This is a genomic window from Candidatus Electronema sp. PJ (assembly GCF_048287395.1).
In the GTDB taxonomy this organism is placed as follows: Bacteria; Desulfobacterota; Desulfobulbia; order Desulfobulbales; family Desulfobulbaceae; genus Electronema.
In genome coordinates, this window is sequence record NZ_JBLWEO010000069.1 from 11,699 (window position 1) to 34,647 (window position 22,949).

The following is a 22,949-nucleotide window of genomic DNA, read 5'->3' on the forward strand; positions in this document are numbered from 1 at the left end:
TACCGGCAAATCCCAAGTCTTTTCTGTTGAGAAAAATTCATCTTACCCGCCTAGCGCAACTCGAAACCCGGCTCGAATAATCCGCAGGCCTGGTGACAAGCAGAAGCGGAAATAGGAGCTGGCAAACTTGGCGCTGCTGTCCCAAGAGCCGCCCCGCAGCACTCGGCCCGCGCCTTGTTCGCCGCCAGAAGGATTCCGAGCCGGATAAATTGTGTAGCTGTCCTTGGCATACCAGTCTGCGCACCATTCCCACACATTGCCGTGCATGTCATGTAGGCCCCAGGCGTTGGGCTGGATACTGCCCACGGGCTGGGTTCGCCGGTCAGAATTACGGACGTGCCAGGCATAGCGGTCGAGCTGCTCCTCGTCGTCACCAAAGCAGTAAGAGGCACTGCTTCCGGCCCGGCAAGCGTACTCCCATTCGGCCTCAGAGGGTAGGCGGTAATTTCTCCCGGTCTGTCGGGTCAACCACTCGCAGTAATCGCTCGCATCTTGCCAGCTGACATTGATCACGGGCCTGCGGTCGCGGCCCCAACCCTCGTCTCTCGGCCTAGCTCGGCCTGTGGCTAGACAAAATTCCTCGTATTCGGCAAACGTAACCGGAAAGCGGCCTATGCCAAAGCTGTCCAATTCCACCTCATGGGCAGGATGGGCATTTTCAGGGCCATCGCCCTGGATATCACCCATACGAAAACGACCACCAGGCAAGATGATCATTTCCGGCCCGGCATATGGCGGCCTACCGCCTTTACGGACAAGCTGATCCTGCCAGCGAAAAAGGGTGCCGTGGTAGTCGGCATAACGGAGTAGGTTGAAGCCGGAAAAATCCAGCCGAGTAAGATGGGCATCAACCCCGCCTGACAGCTCCAGAAAACGAACGAGCTGATCTGTAGCCCGCACAGGGAAAGGCAGGGGCTGGCGGTCGTTGACCAGGGCGTAGGCAAGGAGAAACTCGCGGAATGTTGAATGCCGAAAACGAAAGGCCCGCTCCGAGGTCTTGCAAAGCAGGGAGCATTGATCAGGTTCAAACCGGTCTAACCAGCAGGTGTTGGCATCTTCACAGAGTAACTCCCATAAATCCTTTTCTGCGATCTCCTGCTGACCTTGTCCTTCCATCCAGCGGGCCACCCGGACGCAGGCGTTGAACATCTCTGCCCGTTCTGGTGGACGAAGATAGCCGCTTTGCTGCTCCTGAAGCGTGCGCAACTTGCGCTCCAGCCAATGCTGAAGCAGAGCTTCATAGATAGTGTAAAGATTCCAGTGCCGCCGTTCGTCTGCGGCCTCAAGCAGGATTTCAATCTGCTGGAGAAACAGAGGCCGTAGCCGCAGTTCTTCAAGTTGATCTAACAGCTGAAAGGCTCGTGTCCGTAAGCGGGCCGCGCCAAAGCTCTGCAAACCCAGATAGCTGCTGCCGCTCCAGGATAGCCGCCGCCGCACCAAGTCCTGCGCCTGTCGGTCATCTAAAGGCGAAAGATGCAGCACCGGGCAGTTGTATCCAGCCAGGCCCCGGATAATCATGTGACCTGCTGGTACAGAGATTACATCTGGAAAAAAGTACGTGCGGCAGGTGATGATCACCCGGCGGAATTCCCAGCCTGCTTCCAGTATCTCCAGCAAGCGTGCGCCAACCCGATTCCGGGCTGTGCAGTCCTCATTCAGACCGTCAAGAAGGAGAACTGTGTCGGATTTGCCGTCCACCGCCGCGATTTGGGCCAAGGTGTCCCGGCCTAACCGAAATAGCTCGCAACGGCAACCCACAGGCCAGAATCCAGCAAGCTGCATCAGCTTGACCATCAGCAGTAAGGAGGTCTTGCCTGCGCCTGCATCGGCAATGAGGAACATTTGATGGCTGCCGTCCCGGTTGCGCGGCTGACCACCGTCAAGAAAGCGGTTGAGTAGGGCAAAGGCAGGTTGCTGCGGCACCGGCTGAAAGCCCCCTCTGCGCCGGGCCGCTGGATTGCGTTCTTGCAGATGCGGCTCAACGTAGAATCTGACTAGCTCCTCATGATCGCCAAATTCGTCCCGCAGCAGATTGAGTTCCTGCGCCCGGTCTCCGGCCAAACGGCCTAGCCGCTTGAGCAGCTGTCCGGCCAAGGCGGAGCTGACAAAGGACAAGGGTTCCATCCCTACTCTCACAGTTGCCTCCTTGCATCGCGCTGGCCATGGTTTTGGCCGGAATGAAAACGAGCGGCGGGAAAAATCAGCCAGGCTGTTTTTCCGTTCGTCGCAGACTCTCAGATTAGCCTAAAACGGGCACTAGTTAAACTTTTTTTTCCAACTGTAGCACTTGGTCGGCAGAAAAAACGTATTGAGATTGAAAAGGAAAGACTGCATAGGGTATAATCTCGCCAATCATCAGCAGATTTCCCTACCCGCCCCGCAGTGGGCGGTCTGCTGCGCTCACTGAACTAATACCTAGAGGATATCATGCAAAAAACACATCTTATGGCGGCAACTCTTTCTGTTCTTCTGCTCTCTTCCTGTCTTGCCAATAAAGCGCAGATGGGCGGTGCAGGTGGCGTAGCCGCAGGCGCTCTTGCCGGACAGGCTATCGGTCGCAACACCGAGTCCACTCTGATCGGCGCAGCAGTTGGCGGAATGTTGGGCTATATTGTCGGCAATGAGATGGACAAATTCGACCAGCAGCAGCTGACAAGGGCCTATGAGAGTGCTCCCTCTGGTCAGCCGGTTGCTTGGACGAACCCGGACAGCCACAATCAGTATCAGGTAATCCCGCAGCCCGCTTACACCAGTGCCAATAATCAGCCCTGCCGCAAGGCAGAGATCGTTGCGGTCATTGACGGCAAGACCGAGCGAACCTACAGCACCGCCTGCCGGGACATAAACGGCCAATGGCAGCTTCAGTAAGCTGTTAGGGTGATTAATGCGCTCAGGCAGCTTTTCAGTGTCCACAAACTCCGCAGCGGAGTTTGTGGATATCACCGATCAGGCCAGGCAAGTAGTCAAAGTGGCAGGGACTGATGAGGGCATTCTCTGTCTTTTCAACCCGCACTCCACTGCCGGGCTGACCATCAACGAGGGTTGCGATCCGGCGGTGCAGCAGGACATACTCGGACTCTTCCGCAAAATGCTCCCTCAGTCCTATCCCTGCCGCCACGCCGAGGGCAACTCCCCTGCGCACATGATGGCAACGCTAACCGGTAGCTCAGTCACGGTGATCATCACCAAGGGTGAGCTGCGGCTTGGCACGTGGCAGCACATTTTTTTTTGTGAATACGACGGCCCCAGAAGCCGCAAGGTGTTCTGGAAAGTACTGGCCGGATGAGCGCGCAGCCGCCGGACACCGGCTTTGAGCAGATTTGCTTTGGCTTGAACCGGGCGACCGATGAGCGGTCGTTGGCCCTTTTTCTCCGCCTCTTCAGCCGCGACGAGCTGCTGAATGTGCTGGTATCTCGTCTTGCGGATGAGGAAATTAGCGGTTTGGTTGATTACTTCACCGGCCTTTTACGCAACCATTTGACGGAAAAGGAATATCACGAGCTGTTTCTTGGCGATTACGGGCATCATCACTGATGTCGTCATTTGTGATGCCGTCATTGAATGCCTGCAACGAGGCATTCACGACTAACAATGGGGCAGAGCAGACTGAATATGCGGCGTTGCTGATCGGCACTATGGCGTTGTCAGTCGCCAGCAGGTCAGATGCGGTTTACATCGAGGCGTTGCAAGCTGACAACGAGACATTGCAGACCGGAAACACGGTATTGCAGACTGACAATGCCCCATGTTCAGTCTGCATCGTGGCATTGTCAGTCTGCAACGCCTCGATGCAGGCCGCACATAAGGCATTGTTGATCTACGATGAGGCGTTGCAGGTCTGAAAAAGGGCAGGAACACCAACCAAGGAGCTTGCAATGGCGAACTTTCCCCGCCGTGAGGCAGACATCAAGGCATTAGCCCAAAACATGATTGCCGGGCTGCACAACAATCCAGATTTTCCCGCTCCGCCGGTCAACGAGAACGAGCTGAAACAATTGCTGGATGAGTTCAACGCCTTGGATGGCGCGCAACGTGCGGCTCAGGCGGCTGCGCAGCAGGCCACCGAGGCCAAACAGGCCAAGTTGGACCAGCTGACTGCGGCGATGAAAAAAGATTTGCACTATGCCGAAGATGCGGTCAACGGCAATGATGCCAAATTAGCCGCGCTGGGCTGGGGCGGCACGGCATCTCCGACCGCGCTTCAGGTGCCGGGCCAGCCCCGTTCGCTGGAGACGGCCAAAGAGGGGCCGGGCTGGCTGTTCTTGGACTGGAAGAAGGCGACCGACGGCGGCAAGACAGCCTTTTATCGGATTGAGCGGCGCGAGCTGCCCGGCGGGACGTGGGCTATGGCCGGCACAGCCCTTGAAGTCGAGGTCATGCTGACCGATCAGGAGCGCGGCAAGGAGTATGAATACCGGGTCATCGCGGTGAACAAGGCGGGCGAGAGTAATCCGAGCAATACGGTGACGGCGGTGCTGTGAGGCAGTTGAAGCAGAGTCTGAAGGAGGCCCTGTATTAGACACCCCTTCCTACGCTGCTGGAGCGAGGGAAGGGATGCTGTGAATATAGAATTGTGTGTCAATCAAGAGCAGGGAAAAAATGAATCATAGGAGAAAACAGTCATGTCTTCTTTGCAGCGCAATTTGGAGCAAATTTGGGAGCAGCTAAGAGGAAAAAGAAGTCCGCAGCAGGACATGCTCCGGCAGGTGCGGATTAGAAATCTGCGCGGCATTGAAGATCTGATCGTTGAATTTAATTATCCTGTTGCCGTGATAGCAGGACCTAATGCCTGTGGCAAAACGACCGTGCTGATGGCTTTAGCCTGCGCGTATGATGTGCCGAGTGCCGGGTTACGTGATTTTAAGCCTGCCACGCTTTTTCCAAACTTCAGGAACAGGAGGACAGATGCCGGGGAAGACTTGGACGACCAAATAACCAATGCTGAAATCAGCTACCTGTTCAATACCTCATTGGGACCGCTGCCGATGACTTGGCGGCGGCTGACAAAGGGAGGATGGAATCCAAATTTTCAGGGGCAAAAAGGAGTCCAACAACCTAAACGTGAAGTAATTGTACGTACATTGGCAAATCTCTCCAATCCCGCCGAAGTGCGAAGCGTATTGAACATAGGTGCCAGATATGAAAAAGTTCAGGAGGTGACTGCAGATTTGATAGCGTTTGCCCAAAACGTGCTGCCTTTTAAATATGTGCGGATGAGCAAAATAATTTCTGGAGGACGCGACCTGCTGGTGGCTGAACGGTCAGATGCCAGCGGACGCTATTCCGAGTTTCACATGTCATCAGGCGAACGGGCCATCCTGCGGCTTTCCATGCAGCTCTCAAATCTCCAAAATAATTTGGTTCTGATTGACGAAGTGGAAGCTGGTCTGCATCCTTACACTCAGCAGCAGCTCATGCTTGAACTGCAACGTCTTGCCCTGCGCAACGATTTGCAGATCGTAGTCACATCTCACAGTCCGGCGGTGCTGGAGTCGGTGCCCAGAGATGCCCGCATTTTTTTGGAGCGCAGCAGCGATTACCGAAATGTCGTAAGCAAGCCCGCCTATCAAGATGTGCTGCAACGTGTGCTGTATGGTCAGTCTCTGAACAAACTCAGCATCATTTGCGAGGACTCGGAGGCCAAAGCTGTGCTGCACGGCTGCTTGGATGTGCTGATGCCAAAACTTGGCCTGCCCACCAATGATATTCTGATTGGAACAGACACAGGAAAAAATCAGTTTGCTGAACATATCCGAGCATTCGGCAAAGTGCAGCAGTTAGACGGGACACTTTTCGTTTTAGATGGTGATGCCCGCGATTTAAAAGAGTCTCTACAGGCGGAAGCATTGAAATTTGGTATTCCGCTTGAGCCACTTTTTCTTCCCGGTGAATCTGGACCTGAACCATTTCTCTGGAAAGCATTGGAAACCAATCAGCATCAGCTTGGTGATTTGCTGGAACGTGGTGAGTCTGGAGATATGATTTCCAGCATAATGCAGCGAATCAAACAAGCGTATGCTAATGCTGCGGACAAACAAAGCAACATCTATAAAAATATGATGTATGACTTGGCCCGTGAATTTCATTATCAAGAAGAAGATTTCCTTCGTTTGGTTGCACGCAGGCTGCTTCAGCTCAACGCTTCTCCAGAGCTGAAAGTCTTTCTGCAAACGCTGGAGCTGGCTGTCAGCCGCTGGCGGCGGTAAAAAATATTGCGCAAAAGTTATTCCATGCCTCCTATCACCAACCTCCGTCAATTCCTTGACATCCTCCGCCGGGAAAACGAACTTCTCGTTATTGATGCCGAGGTTGATCCGTACCTTGAAATCGCGGAAATCCACCGCCGGGTGATCGCTGCGGGCGGCCCTGCCCTGCTCTTCACCAAGGTCAAAGGCTCAACCTTTCCAGTGGTCACTAATCTTTTCGGCACCAACCGGCGGCTGGAGCTGGCCTTTGGCCGCAGGCCACTGGATTTCGTCCGCGATTTGGTGCGCCTGGCGGAAGAGATCATGCCGCCAACACTCGGCAAGCTCTGGCAGTCTCGCTCAGTCGGCCTGCAAGCCCTCAAGGTCGGCCTGAAAAACGTCAGCCGCAGCGACGCGCCCGTGCTGGAGCGGCTGCAAAAGCCCGCCCGCCTCAGCAGCCTGCCCATGCTCACTTCATGGCACAGCGACGGCGGGGCGTTCGTCACCCTGCCACTGGTGTACACCGAACACCCGGACGGGCGCGGCCACAACCTTGGCATGTACCGCATCCAACGCAACGATGATCACACGACTGGTGTGCATTGGCAGATTCACAAGGGCGGCGGCTACCATTACTTCGAGGCCGAGCAGCGCGGCCAGAGCCTGCCCATGACCCTGTTCATCGGCGGGCCGCCTGCCCTGATGCTGGCCGCCATCGCGCCCCTTCCGGAGAATATCCCGGAGCTGATGCTGGCCTCGCTGCTTCAGGGCAGCAGGCTGGCGATGGCTACTGATCCGTTCGGCGGCCACCGCTTGGTGGCGGAGGCGGAGTTTGCGGTGAAAGGCATAGTGCCACCCAAGCTGCGGCAGCCGGAAGGCCCATTTGGCGATCACTACGGCTACAACTCGCTGGCGCACGACTACCCGGTCTTCCAGACAACGCACCTCTATCACCGCAAAGACGCGATTTATCCGGCCACGGTGGTCGGCCATCCCAAGCAGGAAGATTATTTCATCGGCGATTTCTTGCAAGATTTGCTCTCGCCGATCTTCCCGCTGGCCTTGAACGGCGTGCGCCAGCTTAAAACTTTCGGCGAGACCGGCTTTCACTGCTTGGCGGCGGCCAAAGTCTATAACCGCTATTCCCGCGAGGCGTTCGCCGCCGGGCTGCGCATTCTCGGCGAAGGACAGCTTTCTCTGACCAAGTTCCTGATCATCACGGATGGCAGCCTTGATGTCGCCGATTTCCCCAAGCTCTGGCAGCACGTGCTGGAGCGCATCCAATGGGAGCGGGATTTGTTCGTCTTTGCCAATGTCTCGCAGGACACGCTGGATTACACCGGCCCGTCGGTGAACAAAGGCTCAAAGGCGATGCTGCTGGGCTTGGGCGAGCAGCGGCACGATTTGCCGAGGGAGTTCAATGGCAGTCTGCCGCCGGATTGCGGCCCGGCCAAAGTTTTCCTGCCCGGAACACTAGTGGTGCAAGGGGAAAGCTATGCCGACCAGCCGAAGCTGGGCGCAACGCTGGCGAATTGGCCCGGCCTTGCCGAATGGCCAGTCGTGGTGCTGGTGGATTCAACCGCCGCCGCGACGGAGAATTTGCAGGAATTCCTCTGGACGTTCTTCACCCGCTTTGAGCCAGCCGCAGATATCCACGCTAACGAGCAGCAGGTACGCCGCTTCCATGTCGGCCTGACTCCGCCCATCGTCTTTGACTGCCGGATGAAGCCGTGGTACACCGAGGTGCTGGATGTTGATCCGGCCACGAAAGCCTTGGTTGACAGCAAGTTTGACAAAATTATTCCGGCGAAGTGGAGATAGCGATGGCGAGTAAAGAAAAGATTCTTTCCGTATTGAAAGGAAAAAGGGCATATCTGCAAAATCATTTTTCCGTGAGCAATATTGCGTTGTTCGGCTCGCATGTCCGTGACGATGCGCATGAGGCCAGCGACATTGATATTCTGGTTTCCTTGCTTGAGCCGACCTTTGATCATTACATGGAGCTGAAATTCTATCTCGAAGAGCTGTTGGGGTGCCGGGTTGATCTGGTGCTGGAAAATACAGTGAAAAAACGTCTGCAAGCCGTCATTCAGCAGGAAGCGGTCTATGTATAGAGATTGGCGAGTATATCTTGAAGATATCATTGCTGCGGTTGAGAAAATAGAACGATATCTCCAAGGTCAGAGTCAGGAATTTTTCGTCCTGAATGAAGAAAAGCAGGATGCCGTCATCCGCAACCTCGAAATCATCGGCGAGGCTGCCGGAAAAGTGCCTGATGCTGTCAGGGAAAATGCTCCGTCTGTTGAATGGCGCAAGATCGTTGGCCTGCGGAATATTCTGATTCACGAATATTTCGGCGTGAGTGTGCCGATGGTCTGGGATATTGCGCAGAACAAACTTACGCCGCTGAAAGCCGCCTGTTTGGAGCTGCTGTACAGTGAACAACCTTGATTATGCAGCTCACCATCTTGCTCCTGCTTGTCAGCGCAGCTGCCTTGCTGTTCTGGTTGATTGCATTTCCGCAGTACATCTTTTGCGAACTCTTTGAACTGACCGACAAGGGCGGCACAGAGGGAATTCAATTGGCAAAGCGTCAACGCCAGTTCAACCTCTTCTTTGAGCTGCCGCTCTTTCTCCTTTTCCGTCTGCCCAAGTCGTTTTGGAGGAAGGGTAAAAAAATATTTTCTTCCAGCATGAGCTGCTGCTACAAAATTCCGCATTACGCGGGCATAGTCGGTGGAAAAATACCAACTCGGCTGTATCTTGGTACCCCTTCTACCCAGCTTACCCTGAGTTTTCCTTGGCAAAGGCCGCTGCAAGCTGCTGACGATGAATGCGGCAGCGTGAGCAATTTTATTTACTGCAATGATGAATCCTGCCCTTCGCTGGCAATAGAACTCCACGCTCCAGGCCTACACATTACGGGCGAGCAAGTTCAGGTATATGAACTCAGCTCGTTACCTGCTGTCTATCACTGGGAGATATCAGCAGATAAAGCTGGGAAATACCCTGTCGAAATCATCGCCAGATTACATATTACCCCTGATCGTGAGCCAATCCACGTGGTATCACGACATGAAATCAAGGTTATCAAAATTCCCTTTCTGATGAGCCAATAAGCAAGGGAAGAGTCCTGCTCGTTGAGCAAGGAGTTTAGCTCGGCCAGAAAGGAGTTGTAGTCGGTAACAGAGGAGTTTGGCTTGGCCAAACTGCTTTCCTGCCGACTAGCAAAGGAGTTTGGCCGACTCAAACTTCTTTGCTAGTCGGCAAAACTCCTCTGCGGCTTGGCCAGACTCCTTTGCTACTCGGCCAAACTCCTTTTCTGCCGACTCCAACTCCTTGCCAAGTCGGCAGAACTCCTCTTCTGCCGAATAGAACTGCTTGGCAAGCGAGCAAGAAAGGAGTATTAACTCAGGGTTACGTAAAAAACACCGCCGCAGAAGAAACCGGTTTGCTCTCCGCTTCAACCTCATTGTTGACTTCTGCAAGAGGGCTATTTTTTCATCGAGGAACAGCTTATTATGAATATGCAGCACGATTTGCAGCAGCGTCTTCGCCAGAAGCCTGTGCTCTTAATGACCCATTTGGTGCTTGGTTATCCTTCGTTGGCCGTTAATCGGGAGGTAATTCGGCAAATGGCAGAGAATGGAGTTGATTGCATTGAACTCCAGATTCCCTTTTCCGAACCAATGGCTGATGGGCCAGTGATTCTCAAGGCTAATCAGGAGGCTTTGGCTGCTGGCATCAAGGTGCAGGATTGCCTCGCTTTTGCCGCAGAGATGGTTGCTGCTTTTCCGCAGGTACATTTCCTTTTCATGACTTACTACAACATAGTTTTCCGTTATGGCTTGGCAGGTTTTCTCCAACGCGCAGCAAATATGGGCATGAAAGGGTGTATTATTCCTGATTTACCCCCAGAAGAAGGCGGTGAATACCTGCGTCTTGCCAAAGAAAACGGCTTGGCAGTCATCATGTTCTTTACGCCCACTTCCACAGAGGCGCGGATGCGAGAAGTTGCCGCGCAGGGCAGTGGCTTTATCTATTGTGTGGCTCGCAAGGGCGTGACTGGCCAGCACACTGAGGTGAACACCAGTCTTGCCGACTATCTTGCTCGTTGCCGCAAGGCCACAGACTTGCCTTTAGCTGTAGGTTTTGGTATTGCCAGCCGCGAGGATGTGGCCTTGCTGGAAGGCAAAGCTGACATGGCCGTGATTGGCACTGCTACCATTAAGCTGGTTGATCGTGAAGGCGCAGCCGCAGTTGGCCCGTTCATTCGTTCTTTGGCCGAAAACTGAAAGCAGGGCCAACGAGAACCGAGGTAAACTTGCCGTCAGCTGCCACGAAACAGTATTCAGCAAAACCGAATCTACTGTTCAGTAAATCTGGCATTGGAGCAGGCGACACAATGGTGTTGCAGATCTTGGCTGTCTTGGTTTAATGATGCGCTTTTTTTGATGCGGAGTAACAATTTTTGTTCTCGTTCCAAAAAATGTTAGGTATATTCTGCCGCGCTGGTACGTAGTGGGATATTCCGCCTCATTCTTGATAGCGAGACAGAACAACATGCTGACTGTGACCCAAGCAGCTCTTGCTGCCCTTAAAGAACACCTGCACGAGCGGAATATTACTTCCGCAATTCGCATTGCCATGCTGCATGGCAGCTGTAGCGGCGAGAATCTGCGCTTCACTCTCGGCGAGCTACAGCTGAACGACCTGATCTTTTCTTTTGACGGCCTGACCTTTCTCGTTGCTCAAGAGCTTTCGGCGCGATGCGGCAGCATCACGGTTGATTTCGCCAAAGAACATGATCATTGCCCATGCAGCGGGCGGAATGGCGGCTTCAGTATCAATGGCGAACACTTCTCCTTTCACTGTGGCAGCGCAGGTAGTTGCGATTCCTGCTCCGGCGATTGCGCAACGTGTTCTGCCGAGGCCTGTGCGGAAGAGGAATGAGGAGATACCGTCTTGCCTTTTGCCAGGTGAGACGGTAGCTACACGGTACAGCGGAAAACTAGCATCAGCCCCTGATTTCCCTCGTTCCCTATTCCCTCACCATCGCTCGATACGCCTCCACCTTTTTCTTCTCCAGCCACTGCCAGCCTTCGGCCAAGCCCTCCTTACTCCGCTCCAAGAGGAAATAGAGCGTGGGCACGACCACCAAGGTCAGAAAGGTTGCTACCAAGAGGCCGAAGCTGACTGCCACAGCCATCGATTTCCAGAACTGACCAGACTCGCTCACCCAGGAGATAGAAAAACTGCGGAAATCATAAGAAACGCCGGTGATCATCGGTACCAAGCCAAGGATGGTGGTGACTGCGGTTAGAAAGACTGGACGCAGCCGCGTAGCCCCAGCAGCAACCAGGGCTTCCTTGAGGGCAAAGCCTCGTTCCCGGAGTTTGTTGGTATAATCGATCAGCACGATGGCATTATTCACTGCTACGCCTGCGAGCGAGATTACGCCAATGCCCGTCATAATGATGCCAAAGGGCATCTTGTAAACCATCATGCCGAAGAACGCCCCGCCCATTGATAAGATGACTGAACTCATGATCAGGAAGGGTTGACTGATCGAGTTGAACTGGGCCACGATCACGAGGAAGACCAAGAGCAAGGCCACGGCAAAGGCCTTGCTGAGGAAGTCCTGCGATTCCTGCTGATCCTGGTTCTCACCGGTGAACTTGACCTTGTAACCAGGCGGCAAGGGCATTTTAGCGAGCAGCTTCTCGGCCTGCTCCCTAACCACTGGGCCAGGTACTTTGGTCTCATCCACATTGGCCTTGACTGTTACCACCCGCTCGTTGTTGATCCGGTTGATATTGCCGATGGAGCCGGTGAAATCAAGTGTGGCCAAGGTGGAAAGCGGCACAGACATGCCACCCGGCACTGCAATAATCAGCTCGCGGAGCACATCAACCACCCGGCGGTTGTTGTCTGACAACTGCACGGTGATGTCGTAGTCGTCATTGCCGTCCCGGAAGGAGGAGACGGCCAGGCCGTTGTAGGCGGTCTTGAGGGCAAAGCCAATCATGCCGGTGTTCACGCCGAACAGGGCTGCCTTCTGCCGGTCAACCTTGATCCGCACCGAAGGCGTGCCTTCGACATAATTATCCCGGATGTCTTCGACATGGGGCAGCTTGGCCAAGGCATTTTTGATCTCCTTGGCAAGGGTGCCGAGCACAGCAAAGTTGTCGCCAGCAATTTCGATGTTGATCGGCACGCCAGTGGGCGGGCCTTCTGCCTCTAAAGCCACGGTGATCTTCGCTCCAGCAATATTGGCAATCCGTTTCCTGATCTCCTCAACGGTGGCGTTGCTGGACTCAAGCCGTTGAGCCATGTCGATAAAGCGCACGCCGACATAATTAGGCGTGTTGGCCTCAAAGGCCGAGCTGCCAACGCTGGAAGATACCGCCTTAGTGTAGATAATGCTGATGTTGCGCAGATCGCTTGGCCCAGTAAAGACCTCGCCATTCTTTCCGTGCTGCTTCTTGACCATTGGCCCTTTCTCGTCACCTGCCACTGCTGTCTCAATCTGGCGGAGAATGCGGTCCATATAATCAAGATCCGCCCCTTCTGGGAAATCGACATTGACATAAATGCCCTTGGGGTCAGTGGCCGGGAAGAATTCCACCGGCGTTTTAAGACCCACCACCAAGAGCCAGCCCTGCACCATAAAGATCAGGAGAAACACAGACCAGGCAACCAGAGCCAGGGGATGCCGGAGAGAGAATCTCAGCAATGCAGCATAGGAACGCAGCACCGGCCCGTTTATTTCGCGGGGCTTTTCCCAAGACATGTCTGCGGCGATGATCGTTTTTCTCCTCGGACTTTTCATGAACAAAGCAGCCAAGGCAGGATTGATCACCAAGGCGACAAAGAGGCTGGCAGATAGGGTAACGATCAGGGTCAGGGGCAGATAGCCCATGAATTCGCCCATAATGCCCGGCCACCAAAGCATAGGCAGAAAGGCGACTACGGTGGTCAGGGTGGAGCCAATGACTGGCATCGCCACTTCCGAGGTGGCTTTCATCGCCGCCTCCACCTTGCCCACGCCCTGCTCTATGAAGCGGTGGATATTGTCGATAATGACAATGGCATTATCGACCAGCATTCCCAGGGCCAAGATCAGGCTGAAGAGGACAACCATGTTCAGCGTGACCCCCAGCATTTGGAGGATGGTAAAGGCCATGAGCATGGAAAAGGGGATGGCTAAACTGACCATCAGGGCATCACGGAAGCCCATCGAAAAAAGGATCACCAGCAGCACCAGCACCAGTCCAGCTAAGATGTTGTTCTCCAAGTCTGCCACCATCAAGTCGATGTCTTTGGACTTGTCGAGAATTTTGGTGATCGCGGTGCCTTTGGGCCAGCCGGGCTGCCGTTTTTTGATGATCTCATCCACCAGCTGGGCAATGGCGATGATGTTTTCCCCTGACCGCTTCTTCACCGCAATATTGACGGCCTGCATCCCGTTCAAACGGGAGCGGCTCGACTCTTCCTTAAAGCTGTCCAGCACCTTGGCGACATCTTTTAGATACACTGGCTCGCCTTTATAGGTGGTCAGAACCAGACCGTACAACTCTTCCGGGGTGGCAAATTCGCCGGGAATGCTGACCTGGAATTTGCCGTCGCCAAGATGAATAACCCCGCCGGAGGTGTTGCTGTTCTCGCCTTTCACCGCCCCCTGGAAGGAGTTGATGGTCAGGCCGTAATAAGACAGCTTCTCCGGCATCGCCTCAAGCCGAATTTCCCGCTCCCGCCCGCCAGTGATCTCGATATCAAGTACACCAGGCACGCCTTCAAGCTCGTCTTCAAGTTTGTCGGCAATCTCCTTAAGGCAGGTTAGGCCGCAGGTACCGGATAGCGAAAAGACAAGAATCGGCATTTCCGAGAGATTCACCTCAAAAACTGAGGGATCATCTTCCAGATCGCTCGGCAACTCGCCTTTGGCCTCATCAACCTTGTCTTTAACCTTGCGCAAGGCATCGTCAATGTCGATACCCGTGGTAAATTCCACCACAATCTGGGATTGCCCTTCGACACTGACCGATTTCAGGCTCTTGACCCCGTTCAGTCCCTTGAGCTTATTTTCAATCTTGATGGTGATCGCCGTTTCTACATCGCCAGGAGCCACTCCCCGGTAGGTTGTTGAAATGAAAACATAGGGAATACTCACATCTGGCTCGGCTTCTCTCGGTAGAGTCAGATAGCTATAGGTACCTATGATCAGAATCAAGGCTGATAAAACCAGCACGGTAATGCGGTTCTCGACTGCAAAATCAGAGATAATCATGGCAGAAGCTCCTTGATATCCGCGACAGCTTTGACCACTTTGACTGCCTGGCCCTCTTCCACGCTGCGATGGCCTTCAAGGATGATTTTGTCGCCTGCCTTTAAGCCGCTGGTGATCAAGACCTGCCAACCCTCCATGAAACCGATTTTCACGGCTTTTTTATGGGCGATACCCTTTTCTTCTACATAGACGAACTGCTCATTATTGCGCGAAATAACCGCATAGAGCGGCACGGCCAGGGCCTGTTCCTGCACTGTTTTGATCAAATTGGCCCGGACAAACATGCCGGGCAGAATCCGCTGCTTCGGGTTATCTAAAGCCAGCTCCAGGCGGTAGGCTTGGGCCTGCGATTCCGGGGCTGGAGCCAGGAAATGGAGGCTGCCCATGATCTTTTCCTGGTCAAGAGCCTGAATTTCTACTTCCACCTTGCTCAGTTTGCGCACGGCAGCGACATCAGATTCAGGAATGGCGATCACAGCCTTGACCCGATCAAGGGCAAGGATTTCCACAACCGGAGTTGGGGCTAACGCATTGAGTAGAAGGCCGACCTCAGCGTCACGACGGCTGATCACTCCGGCCATTGGCGCGGTAATCTGGCAGCGAGCAAGCTGGAGTTCTGCCTGCTCTAAGGATGCCTTGGCCTGCCGGAGCTGGTTCTGCTGTTCCTCTAAGTTCGCCTGCGTGGAAATGCCCTTGCTGCGCAGACTTTCGTTGCGGGCAAGATTGGCCTGGGCCAAGGCATAGTTTGCTTTGGCTGAATCAAGGGTAATTTGGTAGTCTTTGGCTTCAATTCGGGCGATGAGCTGGCCTTTTTTTACCTGCTCGCCTTCTTGCACAAAGATCTCCTCAATTTTGCCCGCGACCTGAGCTTTCACCTCTAAGCGCGTCCACGGTTCAACGATGCCAGGCAGGTTAATTTTATCCCTGAGCGTGATTGGTTGGAGCTTGAGTGTGACCACATTGATTGCTGGCACGCTGCCTGCTGAAGCAGCTTTAAGTTCTTCTTCGAGCAAGATCTTTTTCGCTTTGATCTTCTCGCCTAGAAACAAAGCCACACCGAGCAGCAGCAGGATGAAAAGAAATCCGAGGAGATTGTTCAGGAAAAACCAGAGGATTTTTCCCCGTAGTGTTTTGGGTTCAGGGTGATTCATGATTGTTTACTGGAGTGCATTGTTGGGCCGTAAGCCACTGAGGGCTTGGCTAAACATGACCTGGAGAGTAGCTTGAACATCTTCCTCGCTGTGCAGGCGACCAGAATACCAAGCAGAAAGGGCCATTAAGTACAAAGCGTAAAAATGGCCGCAGGTCATGGTCAATTCGATGTCGCAGCGCAGTTGACCTTTTTCCTGCGCTTCTTTAAACATGATGACAAAGAGATGTATGAACTGGCTTTCAATCTCCTGGGATTTCTCAATGGTCAGCTCTTTGGGGAAAATGATTTCTCGCATCAGAGTACGGCCAAAACCTTTGTTCTTGGTGACGTAACGGAACTCGTACATGAAGATAAGCAACAGTTTTTCCTCCAGCGGCGCATCCGAGGGAACTTTTTGCTGGAGTTCGAGATGCAGGCAGGTCAGTTCCTCCTCGCAGAAGGCCAGCAGGATTTCGCTTTTCGAGCTGAAATAGGAGTAAATCGTGCCCTTACCGACTCCAGCTGCCCGCGCCAGCGCGGCAATGCTGGTATTCTCGTAACCCCGTTCGCCAAAAAGGGTGAGTGCCGCCTCCATAATGGCTGCCTTGGTCTCCCGCTTCTTCTGCTCCCGCAATCCTGCCATAATTTGTCCTTAAAAAGAAATAACGACTCTGGTCGATTTTGACCCCAGTCGAATTCTACGAGTTTCTCTCATGAGGGTCAAATGAAAAGTGACTGCGGTCGAATTGTGACGAGAGGTGGGTGGTAAAGAAGGGCGAAACACTCGTTGGTAGCTTTGGTTGGCAAGGAGTTATACTCGGCAACAAAGGAGTCTTGCCGACTTAGAAAGGAGTTTTGTCCAGCCGCATTCCTTTCTGGCTAAACAGAAAAGGAGTCTGGCTGAGTAGCAAAGGAGTTGTACTCGGCCAAAGAGGAGTTCTGCCAACTTGGAAAGGAGTTTTACTCGGCAGAAAAGGAGTTTTGTCTGGCCGCATTCCTTTGCAGTTAAGCCGGAAAGGAGTTTGGCTCGGCCAAAGAGGAGTTCTGTTTGGCAAGAAAGGAGTCTTGCCGACTGCCAAAGGAGTTCTGTTTACTCGAAAAGGAGTTCTACCGACTTTGTTTTCTTTAAAAACGAGTTAATCTTCTTGGCAATCCAGGGGCAAAGAAGTCGCTCGCTGGAGAATTTTTGGTTATTCTTGGCGCAGAGCAATAACCGGTGCGCTCCCTCCTTTTGGATCAGCAGGGCTGCCACTTTTGCTGCGCATCTTTTCAGTCTGACCTGGGCAAAAAATCTCCTTGCCTTCCTCCTCACCTAGCCCTACAATCTTGTCATACCAAGATATGCCTCCCGTAGAAGCAGGAGGCCTGTTTAATTGCTTCACACTCTCTTACTAGCCAATACAGGAGCTTTGTTTTATGAAGAAAACTATTCTGTTTACAACTGCCGCTGCTGCTTTTCTGACCGTTGCTGCTGGGTATCCTGTCTTTGCTGAAGACAAAGCTGCGCCCGCCCCTGCTGAGGCAGCTAAGACCGAGGCCCCTGCTGCCACCGAAGCGGCAAAACCAGCTGAACCATCACTCTATGAGCAGATCGGTGGTGAGAAGGCCATTGAGGCGGCTGTTGATCTGTTCTACAAGAAGGTGCTGGCTGATGACCGGGTTAACGGCTTCTTCAAAGGGGTTGACATGGATCGCCAGCGAGCAATGCAGAAGGGCTTCCTGACCTTCGCCTTTGGTGGCCCAAATGCCTACGCTGGCCGTGACCTGCGGACAGCCCATGCGCACCTGGTACAGAAGGGTTTGGGCGATAAACATTTTGACATCATCATTGAACACCTGGGCGCAACCCTGAAAGAGCTGAAGGTGAAGGATGAACTGATTGCCAAAGCCGCTGAGGTCGCCAACAGCGTGCGGAAGGACGTACTCAACAAGTAACCAGCTGTTCTCTACCTAAAGGCAGGCTCTCCGTAACCGAGGGCCTGCCTATTTTTTTTGGTACAACCTGGCTGCTTGCAGGATGCCTGCGGCCCAGGCTGGTACACCAGGGGCGAGAACATGGGTATAAAGAGCCAGGACGTTGTATTTCTGGAGTCCATCCCGTTTCCCTTGAAAGCCTGTGCCCCGTTCCATGCGCAAAGCCAAGTCCTTTTCTGGCTGACCTTCCCAGCTCTGCACCACTGAGTAGCGAAACTCATGCCCTTTGACCTGGGTGCCGAGTGGATAGAAGGGATTCTCCTGTTCAACCGTGAAGATGGTGTAGCCATGCGCCTGCGGCTTGCGCGACATGACAAAGGTGACGGGGAAAACCCCGGCCAGCGGGTATTCTTGGTCATCGACCCGGATTGAACGCCCAAGAAAGATGAGGCCGCCGCATTCTGCATAGATAGGTAAGCCCTGCTCTGCGGTTTGCCGAACAGAATCCCGGAAGGAAACATTCGCGGCCAGCTGCTGGGCACTGGTTTCAGGAAAGCCACCCCCGATATACAGCGCGTCCAAGCCCGGAGGTAGCTTGTCTGCGGTCAGGGCGTTGATCATCATCAAGTCTGCGCCGCCTGCCCGCAGGGCATCCAAGTTTTCCTGATAATAAAACTGGAAGGCAGCATCGCGGAGGATGCCGATAGTCACTGGTGCGGCGTTGCTCACCTGAGCAACAGGCAGGGTAGAGAAGCAACGTGGCTCGGCCAGTTGGCTCATCAGCTTCAGATCAAAATGCGCCTCAGCTAAGGCTGCCAAGCGGCTGACCGCTACCTCGGCATTATTGTCGCCGTATTCCTGATGGGGAACTACGCCAAGATGCCGCATCGGGAAGATGTCATTCTCGAGGCGGGGAATGATGCCAGCAACAAGGATGCCTGTGTCCTGCTCGACTGCCTGGCGGACAACTTGCTCGTGCCGGGATGAGGCAATCTGATTAAGGATAACCCCAGCGATGCGGACTCGCTTATCCAGCTCGCGGCAGCCGAGAACCATGGCTGCTACCGTCCGCGTGGCCTTGCTGCAATTAACCACCAGCAGCACAGGCAGATTAAGGAGCACGGCTAACTCTGCTGTGGAGAACTCGCCCTCCGCAGTAACCCCGTCATACAAGCCACGATTGCCCTCAATTAGGGCTAAATCCCCGCCTACTGCGTGCTGCTGGAACGAGGCAATGATCGCCTCCGCGTTCATTAAGAAGGGGTCGAGGTTGTAGCACGGTTGCACGGCTGCAGCCGTCAGCCAACCTGCGTCAATGTAGTCAGGCCCTTTTTTAAACGGCATAACCCGCTTTCCACGCCGCTGCAAGGCGGCTGCTAGCGCGACCGCAGCCACAGATTTGCCAGAGCCACCGCTCAGTCCGGCGATGACGATGCAGCGGGTCGAGTTATTCATTGATCCAAGCCTCAGCCTTTCTCATCCTGACCTTTTCGGTTTTTCGTTCTCTTTCCCATGCCCCTCTCTGCCAAACTCCCCCCAAAGCTGCCGGTACATCGTGTTCAACACGGTTTCAAGCTGCTGGCGGTACTGTTCCACTGTCTCTGCGGTCAGTTCTGGCTCAACCCAGATCGGCTCACCATACTGCAAGATCATCGGGCTAAACGGGAGAGGCAGTAGGGTGCGATCCCAGGAATTGAAGGCCTTGGCGTATTTGACTGCCCAGGCAACAGGCACAATTGGCGAGCCGGATTTAGCAGCCAGGAGGATTGCGCCTGGCTGTGCCTTGAGCGGCGGCCCTTGTGAGCCATCAGCGACGATACCCGCATTCTTACCTTGTTTGACGTGATCCACCATGCCTTTCAGTGCCCTAACCCCGAAGCGGTTTGATGAGCCGCGCACAGTCTCGAAGTTGAGTAGGCGCACCACGCGGGCAAGGTATTCGCCGTCTTTGCTGGCACTGACCATGGCCACGCCTGAATAGTGGCGCAGGTGGTAAATCATGTAGAACACCGAATAATGCCAGAAAGGAACCACCCCTGCGCCGTGCGCCAGCATCTTGTCCATGTTCTCCTGGCCGCGTACCTCCAAGCGACAGGTGCCGAACCAGAGCGAGGAGAGAACTACGTAGAGCCGAGGGGCAATGGCGATAGAGATGCGGTAGAGCAAATCAGACAAGTTGAACTCCGGCTTTTATCTTAGATAATTCATATTCAAATTCTTGTAATTTTCTTTTTGCCTCTGAACTATGCTGAAGAGATAAATAGAGCCTATTTTCTTTGCTCCAAGTGTTACGGGATTCTTCGGCGTAATGTATCCAAATGTTATCAAGTGATGAGATGAAACTGTGAAATTTCTGATTGACATCACGACATTCAAATGGCGCTGAGAATGGAAGGTTTGTGCTCTCGCGATAAAGATGGCTAACACGAGTTAGGCATTCTTTGCTCAATACAATAAATTCCTCCTCGCTAATACAGGTCTCTTTGTATTTCCTTAGCATTTTTTCAATTTTATCAAACAACACTTTTGGTTCTTTAGCCTTCGGGAGAATTTCTGATAAATATTCCTCTTTTGATCCAGTTCTCCCTGAGAGAAGATGAGACCATTCATGATAGTTAGCATTCCAATCTACTGTTATACCATCACCTACATTCTCGCCCGTAAATCCAGCAGGTCTCCATTGCTCATCCAGCTCGTCATCTATCCAAATGCTTCGGCAAATCCAAAGATTACGACTATAGTCCTCTGCTGTTGGATAAACAAATATCCGAACAACATGGGCATCTGAATCACCCCACCGTTCCTGAAGTAAATGGCTTCCAGAATATCTGCTTTTTATACCCTTAAGAGTGACCTGCCGCACAATTGCAGCGATTTCTGCTCTTGTAGCACTTCCATTGATAACTACTTTGATATAGAAACATTTTATAAAGGTATTGCTGGTATCATCGAACTCAAAGATGGTGTAACGACTTGCAGGGACAACAGGAGTCAGCAGTTTTCGTAACGACTCGACAGATAAGGAATCAACACGCTGGCTTGATGGGATTATAAACTTGTACCCCTTGCCAGTAGATACAGCTGTTTCGTGATTCACGATTTGCCAATAAATATTTTTAGCGTCTATATCACACAGGCAGATAAGTACAGGCAAAGAATGGTTTAGCCAGTAATTAGTATGCTTCTCATCAGTACGAAATACAAATCCTTGTTCATCTTTATCCAATAGATAGCTTGAACCTGATTTGATCTGAAGAGCGAGAAGCTGACCTGTTGGTCGTTCGTCCTGGATGAGTTCGATGTGAGCGTCGATACCATAGTCACTTTCTGCTTGTTCTCGAAAGGCAAATCCCAGAGATTCAAAAATGTCTATGGCAATGCCAATTCCTTGCCTTTCAGTACGATCAGTTTTTTGAGCTTTCAAAACTCACTCCTCCGCATCCAACACCGGGAATAACCTGGGCTAGCTGCAACACTCAGAAAGTCCAACTCAGTAGGTTGTAGGTCTCTGCTGTTCGCTCTTCATTGCTAGCAGTATCGGGCGACAAACTGTTGCGTGATAGCTCGAAGCCGCTCATCTAAGATGGAATAGACCTTTTCCTGGATCCAGGTAGGCACGCTGCCATAGAAGGCCTGAGCAATGCCGCCGGTGATACAGGCGAGAGTATCTGAATCGCCACCCAAAGAGATTGCGTTGCGGATCGCGTCTGCAAAGTCTGTGGAATCAAGAAATGCCCGCAGAGCTTGTGGAACGGTTCCTTGCGAGGATTCATCATAGGTGTAGGTGAGCCGAATCTCATCCACATGCAGGCTCAAGTCATAACCAAACTGGGATTCAATGTAGTGACGGATTTCTTCCTTGGTTTTACAGGTGCGAGCAAGGAAGATAGCAGCTGCGGTGGACTGCCCACCTTTGATTCCTTCTGGATGATTATGTGTGACTGCCGTGAACTCCTCTGCCTTCCTGAGCACAGTCTGTAAATCATCGAATGCGTAGCCAACTGGGCTAATCCGCATCGCTGCGCCATTGCCCCAGCTGTTATAGGGTGCAGATTGACTGCTCTGCACCCACTTGCGGAAACTACCGCCGTAACCAGCATCGGGATACCACCGATAGAACTTCTTCAGATTCTCAACATACGGCGTATCTGTAAGAAGAGTATCGGCCAAGGCAATGGTCAGCACCGAGTCATCGGTGAAGAAACATTTCTCCGTGAAGAACGGAAAGTCCTTGGACTTGATGTTGTGCCATTCATACACGGAACCTACGATGTCACCCGCAATTGCCCCGATCATTTGTTTACGCTCCCATCGCATCGTCTGGCAAGGGGAACAGGCTCTTGTTGATCGCCTTCTCCCGTGCGGCAGCAACGGTGATTTTATCCTCTTCAATTAGCCGTTGTAGGCACTGATCCATGGTCTGCATCCCTTGAGAGGTGCCGGTTTGGATCATTGACTCGATCTGGTTGATCTTACCTTCCCGGATAATACTGGCCAAGGCGTTTGAGCCGATTAAAATTTCCAATGCGGCGCAGCGGCCTTTGCCGTCTTTGGTCTTGAGAAGCTGTTGGGCAATGACCGCTTTGAGTGCATCGGCTAACATGGTGCGTGTTTGGGCCTGCTCTTCCGCTGGAAAGGCATTGATGATCCGGTCAATGGTCTTAGCTGCGCTGTTAGTGTGCAAGGTGCCGAAAACAAGGATACCCAACTCGGCGCAAGACAGGGCCGCAGAGATCGTCTCCAGATCGCGCATTTCGCCGACCAAGATGACATCAGGATTTTCGCGGTTGGCAACCCCCAGGGCTTTGGCAAAGCTCTTGGCATGGCTGCCGATTTCCCGCTGCGAGAAGATGCACTGCTTATTTGGGTGAACAAACTCCAGCGGGTCTTCGATGGTGATGATGTGCTTGGGATGCTTTTCGTTGATCAGGTTGATAATCGCGGCCATTGTGGTTGATTTGCCGCTGCCAGTCGGGCCAGTAACCAAGACCATGCCCCGCACATACTCAGCAATGCTCTTGACTACATCTGGCATTCCCAGCTGATCGACGGTGAGTATCTTCGTGGGAATGATACGGAAGACTGCGCCGATGCCCCGGTGCTGATAAAGGAAGTTGCAGCGGAAACGACCCACGTCTTCTAAGGCGTAGGCCTTGTCAAAATCGCGGTTCTTCTCCAGCACTGCCTGCTGATCTTGGTCAAGGATTTCAAACAGGATGCGCTTGTTGCTCTCAGGAGTCAGCACTGGCTCGTCTAAGGGCACCAGCTCGCCGCGCAGCCGGAGAAGGGGCGGAAAGCCGATGACCATGTGCAGGTCGCTGGCCCCGCGCTCTTTCATCTGGCTGAAATACGAATCAATCTGTGCCATGATATCTCCCTAGTGGAGTCTGGGTTCAGGCTTTAGGCGCAAAGGTTGCCGGGAGCGGCA

General features: G+C 53.2%; 23 protein-coding genes. 13 read left to right on the top strand and 10 right to left on the bottom strand.

From position 1 onward, the window contains the following. Window positions 1-42: 42 nt before the first annotated feature. Window positions 43-2,136 carry an SUMF1/EgtB/PvdO family nonheme iron enzyme gene (locus tag ACNKIB_RS11165; RefSeq protein ID WP_417910636.1) on the bottom strand — a complete coding sequence of 698 codons (2,094 nt, stop codon included), beginning with the start codon at window positions 2,134-2,136 and terminating at the stop codon, window positions 43-45. Between the two features lie 291 nt (window positions 2,137-2,427). Here ACNKIB_RS11165 and ACNKIB_RS11170 point away from each other — a divergent pair, with 291 nt between their 5' ends. The 10 genes from ACNKIB_RS11170 to ACNKIB_RS11215 all read left to right on the top strand — a co-directional run bounded on the left by ACNKIB_RS11170 (window position 2,428) and on the right by ACNKIB_RS11215 (window position 9,304). Beyond that, window positions 2,428-2,868, top strand: a complete 441-nt coding sequence (locus ACNKIB_RS11170; RefSeq protein ID WP_417910637.1) for a glycine zipper domain-containing protein — start codon at window positions 2,428-2,430, stop codon at window positions 2,866-2,868. Window positions 2,869-2,905: 37 nt separating this feature from the next. Continuing rightward, window positions 2,906-3,286: a secondary thiamine-phosphate synthase enzyme YjbQ gene (locus ACNKIB_RS11175; protein WP_417910638.1), complete on the top strand. Its 381-nt coding sequence runs from the start codon at window positions 2,906-2,908 to the stop codon at window positions 3,284-3,286. After that, on the top strand, window positions 3,283-3,534 hold the full coding sequence (locus ACNKIB_RS11180; protein WP_417910639.1) for a hypothetical protein: 252 nt from the start codon (window positions 3,283-3,285) through the stop codon (window positions 3,532-3,534). Before ACNKIB_RS11175 ends, ACNKIB_RS11180 begins: the two co-directional genes overlap by 4 nt. Beyond that, on the top strand, window positions 3,534-3,842 hold the full coding sequence (locus tag ACNKIB_RS11185; protein ID WP_417910640.1) for a hypothetical protein: 309 nt from the start codon (window positions 3,534-3,536) through the stop codon (window positions 3,840-3,842). Before ACNKIB_RS11180 ends, ACNKIB_RS11185 begins: the two co-directional genes overlap by 1 nt. 33 nt (window positions 3,843-3,875) lie before the next feature. Beyond that, on the top strand, window positions 3,876-4,481 hold the full coding sequence (locus ACNKIB_RS11190) for a fibronectin type III domain-containing protein (RefSeq protein WP_417910641.1): 606 nt from the start codon (window positions 3,876-3,878) through the stop codon (window positions 4,479-4,481). A 213-nt stretch (window positions 4,482-4,694) separates the two neighbouring features. Further along, the gene (locus ACNKIB_RS11195; protein ID WP_417910668.1) at window positions 4,695-6,206 is read left to right on the top strand and encodes an AAA family ATPase; all 1,512 of its coding nucleotides are present in this window, start codon (window positions 4,695-4,697) and stop codon (window positions 6,204-6,206) included. A gap of 24 nt (window positions 6,207-6,230) precedes the next feature. Next, on the top strand, window positions 6,231-8,006 hold the full coding sequence (locus ACNKIB_RS11200) for a UbiD family decarboxylase (RefSeq protein ID WP_417910642.1): 1,776 nt from the start codon (window positions 6,231-6,233) through the stop codon (window positions 8,004-8,006). Between the two features lie 2 nt (window positions 8,007-8,008). Further along, the gene (locus tag ACNKIB_RS11205; RefSeq protein WP_417910643.1) at window positions 8,009-8,299 is read left to right on the top strand and encodes a nucleotidyltransferase family protein; all 291 of its coding nucleotides are present in this window, start codon (window positions 8,009-8,011) and stop codon (window positions 8,297-8,299) included. After that, window positions 8,292-8,636 (top strand): DUF86 domain-containing protein, encoded by a 345-nt coding sequence (locus ACNKIB_RS11210; RefSeq protein WP_417910644.1) that lies wholly within the window; start codon window positions 8,292-8,294, stop codon window positions 8,634-8,636. Before ACNKIB_RS11205 ends, ACNKIB_RS11210 begins: the two co-directional genes overlap by 8 nt. 2 nt (window positions 8,637-8,638) lie before the next feature. Beyond that, window positions 8,639-9,304: a hypothetical protein gene (locus ACNKIB_RS11215; protein WP_417910645.1), complete on the top strand. Its 666-nt coding sequence runs from the start codon at window positions 8,639-8,641 to the stop codon at window positions 9,302-9,304. Between the two features lie 105 nt (window positions 9,305-9,409). Here ACNKIB_RS11215 and ACNKIB_RS11220 read toward each other — a convergent pair whose 3' ends face one another. Beyond that, the gene (locus ACNKIB_RS11220) at window positions 9,410-9,658 is read right to left on the bottom strand and encodes a hypothetical protein (RefSeq protein ID WP_417910646.1); all 249 of its coding nucleotides are present in this window, start codon (window positions 9,656-9,658) and stop codon (window positions 9,410-9,412) included. A gap of 48 nt (window positions 9,659-9,706) precedes the next feature. On the opposite strand from ACNKIB_RS11220, the gene trpA reads away from it, so the two are divergent. Both trpA and ACNKIB_RS11230 read left to right on the top strand, forming a co-directional pair. Continuing rightward, complete coding sequence (trpA, locus tag ACNKIB_RS11225; protein WP_417910647.1) at window positions 9,707-10,480, top strand: tryptophan synthase subunit alpha; 774 nt, start codon at window positions 9,707-9,709, stop codon at window positions 10,478-10,480. A 268-nt stretch (window positions 10,481-10,748) separates the two neighbouring features. Then, the gene (locus ACNKIB_RS11230) at window positions 10,749-11,138 is read left to right on the top strand and encodes a hypothetical protein (protein ID WP_417910648.1); all 390 of its coding nucleotides are present in this window, start codon (window positions 10,749-10,751) and stop codon (window positions 11,136-11,138) included. A gap of 88 nt (window positions 11,139-11,226) precedes the next feature. Here ACNKIB_RS11230 and ACNKIB_RS11235 read toward each other — a convergent pair whose 3' ends face one another. From ACNKIB_RS11235 to ACNKIB_RS11245, 3 genes are read right to left on the bottom strand one after another with little or no spacing between them, the layout of a single operon-like run. Continuing rightward, on the bottom strand, window positions 11,227-14,475 hold the full coding sequence (locus tag ACNKIB_RS11235) for an efflux RND transporter permease subunit (RefSeq protein WP_417910649.1): 3,249 nt from the start codon (window positions 14,473-14,475) through the stop codon (window positions 11,227-11,229). After that, window positions 14,472-15,626: an efflux RND transporter periplasmic adaptor subunit gene (locus ACNKIB_RS11240; protein WP_417910650.1), complete on the bottom strand. Its 1,155-nt coding sequence runs from the start codon at window positions 15,624-15,626 to the stop codon at window positions 14,472-14,474. The genes ACNKIB_RS11235 and ACNKIB_RS11240 overlap by 4 nt, the downstream gene beginning before the upstream one ends. Before the next feature lie 6 nt (window positions 15,627-15,632). Then, on the bottom strand, window positions 15,633-16,250 hold the full coding sequence (locus tag ACNKIB_RS11245) for a TetR/AcrR family transcriptional regulator (protein WP_417910651.1): 618 nt from the start codon (window positions 16,248-16,250) through the stop codon (window positions 15,633-15,635). Between the two features lie 773 nt (window positions 16,251-17,023). On the opposite strand from ACNKIB_RS11245, the gene ACNKIB_RS11250 reads away from it, so the two are divergent. After that, a complete protein-coding gene (locus ACNKIB_RS11250) occupies window positions 17,024-17,542 on the top strand; it encodes a group I truncated hemoglobin (RefSeq protein ID WP_417910652.1) in 519 nt (172 codons plus the stop codon). A 48-nt stretch (window positions 17,543-17,590) separates the two neighbouring features. Here the strand turns inward: ACNKIB_RS11250 and ACNKIB_RS11255 are convergent, their stop codons facing one another. The 5 genes from ACNKIB_RS11255 to ACNKIB_RS11275 all read right to left on the bottom strand — a co-directional run bounded on the left by ACNKIB_RS11255 (window position 17,591) and on the right by ACNKIB_RS11275 (window position 22,889). After that, on the bottom strand, window positions 17,591-18,976 hold the full coding sequence (locus ACNKIB_RS11255) for a cobyrinate a,c-diamide synthase (protein ID WP_417910653.1): 1,386 nt from the start codon (window positions 18,974-18,976) through the stop codon (window positions 17,591-17,593). Window positions 18,977-18,997: 21 nt separating this feature from the next. Then, a complete protein-coding gene (locus ACNKIB_RS11260; protein WP_417910654.1) occupies window positions 18,998-19,696 on the bottom strand; it encodes a lysophospholipid acyltransferase family protein in 699 nt (232 codons plus the stop codon). Beyond that, window positions 19,689-20,945: a DUF4365 domain-containing protein gene (locus ACNKIB_RS11265; RefSeq protein WP_417910655.1), complete on the bottom strand. Its 1,257-nt coding sequence runs from the start codon at window positions 20,943-20,945 to the stop codon at window positions 19,689-19,691. Before ACNKIB_RS11265 ends, ACNKIB_RS11260 begins: the two co-directional genes overlap by 8 nt. A gap of 104 nt (window positions 20,946-21,049) precedes the next feature. After that, window positions 21,050-21,817 (bottom strand): ADP-ribosylglycohydrolase family protein, encoded by a 768-nt coding sequence (locus tag ACNKIB_RS11270; RefSeq protein WP_417910656.1) that lies wholly within the window; start codon window positions 21,815-21,817, stop codon window positions 21,050-21,052. Between the two features lie 4 nt (window positions 21,818-21,821). Continuing rightward, window positions 21,822-22,889: a type IV pilus twitching motility protein PilT gene (locus ACNKIB_RS11275; RefSeq protein ID WP_417910657.1), complete on the bottom strand. Its 1,068-nt coding sequence runs from the start codon at window positions 22,887-22,889 to the stop codon at window positions 21,822-21,824. Between the last annotated feature and the right edge of the window lie 60 nt (window positions 22,890-22,949).

Excerpts from the sequence above, each read along its gene's own strand:
- ACNKIB_RS11275 (WP_417910657.1), bottom strand. The coding sequence starts at position 22,889 with ATGGCACAGATTGATTCGTATTTCAGCCAGATGAAAGAGCGCGGGGCC.
- ACNKIB_RS11270 (WP_417910656.1), bottom strand. The coding sequence starts at position 21,817 with ATGATCGGGGCAATTGCGGGTGACATCGTAGGTTCCGTGTATGAATGG.
- ACNKIB_RS11235 (WP_417910649.1), bottom strand. The coding sequence starts at position 14,475 with ATGATTATCTCTGATTTTGCAGTCGAGAACCGCATTACCGTGCTGGTT.
- ACNKIB_RS11245 (WP_417910651.1), bottom strand. The coding sequence starts at position 16,250 with ATGGCAGGATTGCGGGAGCAGAAGAAGCGGGAGACCAAGGCAGCCATT.
- ACNKIB_RS11215 (WP_417910645.1), top strand. The coding sequence starts at position 8,639 with ATGCAGCTCACCATCTTGCTCCTGCTTGTCAGCGCAGCTGCCTTGCTG.
- ACNKIB_RS11210 (WP_417910644.1), top strand. The coding sequence starts at position 8,292 with ATGTATAGAGATTGGCGAGTATATCTTGAAGATATCATTGCTGCGGTT.
- ACNKIB_RS11195 (WP_417910668.1), top strand. The coding sequence starts at position 4,695 with ATGCTCCGGCAGGTGCGGATTAGAAATCTGCGCGGCATTGAAGATCTG.
- ACNKIB_RS11180 (WP_417910639.1), top strand. The coding sequence starts at position 3,283 with ATGAGCGCGCAGCCGCCGGACACCGGCTTTGAGCAGATTTGCTTTGGC.
- ACNKIB_RS11255 (WP_417910653.1), bottom strand. The coding sequence starts at position 18,976 with ATGAATAACTCGACCCGCTGCATCGTCATCGCCGGACTGAGCGGTGGC.
- ACNKIB_RS11170 (WP_417910637.1), top strand. The coding sequence starts at position 2,428 with ATGCAAAAAACACATCTTATGGCGGCAACTCTTTCTGTTCTTCTGCTC.
- trpA (WP_417910647.1), top strand. The coding sequence starts at position 9,707 with ATGAATATGCAGCACGATTTGCAGCAGCGTCTTCGCCAGAAGCCTGTG.
- ACNKIB_RS11190 (WP_417910641.1), top strand. The coding sequence starts at position 3,876 with ATGGCGAACTTTCCCCGCCGTGAGGCAGACATCAAGGCATTAGCCCAA.
- ACNKIB_RS11240 (WP_417910650.1), bottom strand. The coding sequence starts at position 15,626 with ATGAATCACCCTGAACCCAAAACACTACGGGGAAAAATCCTCTGGTTT.
- ACNKIB_RS11220 (WP_417910646.1), bottom strand. The coding sequence starts at position 9,658 with ATGAGGTTGAAGCGGAGAGCAAACCGGTTTCTTCTGCGGCGGTGTTTT.
- ACNKIB_RS11185 (WP_417910640.1), top strand. The coding sequence starts at position 3,534 with ATGTCGTCATTTGTGATGCCGTCATTGAATGCCTGCAACGAGGCATTC.
- ACNKIB_RS11200 (WP_417910642.1), top strand. The coding sequence starts at position 6,231 with ATGCCTCCTATCACCAACCTCCGTCAATTCCTTGACATCCTCCGCCGG.
- ACNKIB_RS11250 (WP_417910652.1), top strand. The coding sequence starts at position 17,024 with ATGAAGAAAACTATTCTGTTTACAACTGCCGCTGCTGCTTTTCTGACC.
- ACNKIB_RS11205 (WP_417910643.1), top strand. The coding sequence starts at position 8,009 with ATGGCGAGTAAAGAAAAGATTCTTTCCGTATTGAAAGGAAAAAGGGCA.
- ACNKIB_RS11230 (WP_417910648.1), top strand. The coding sequence starts at position 10,749 with ATGCTGACTGTGACCCAAGCAGCTCTTGCTGCCCTTAAAGAACACCTG.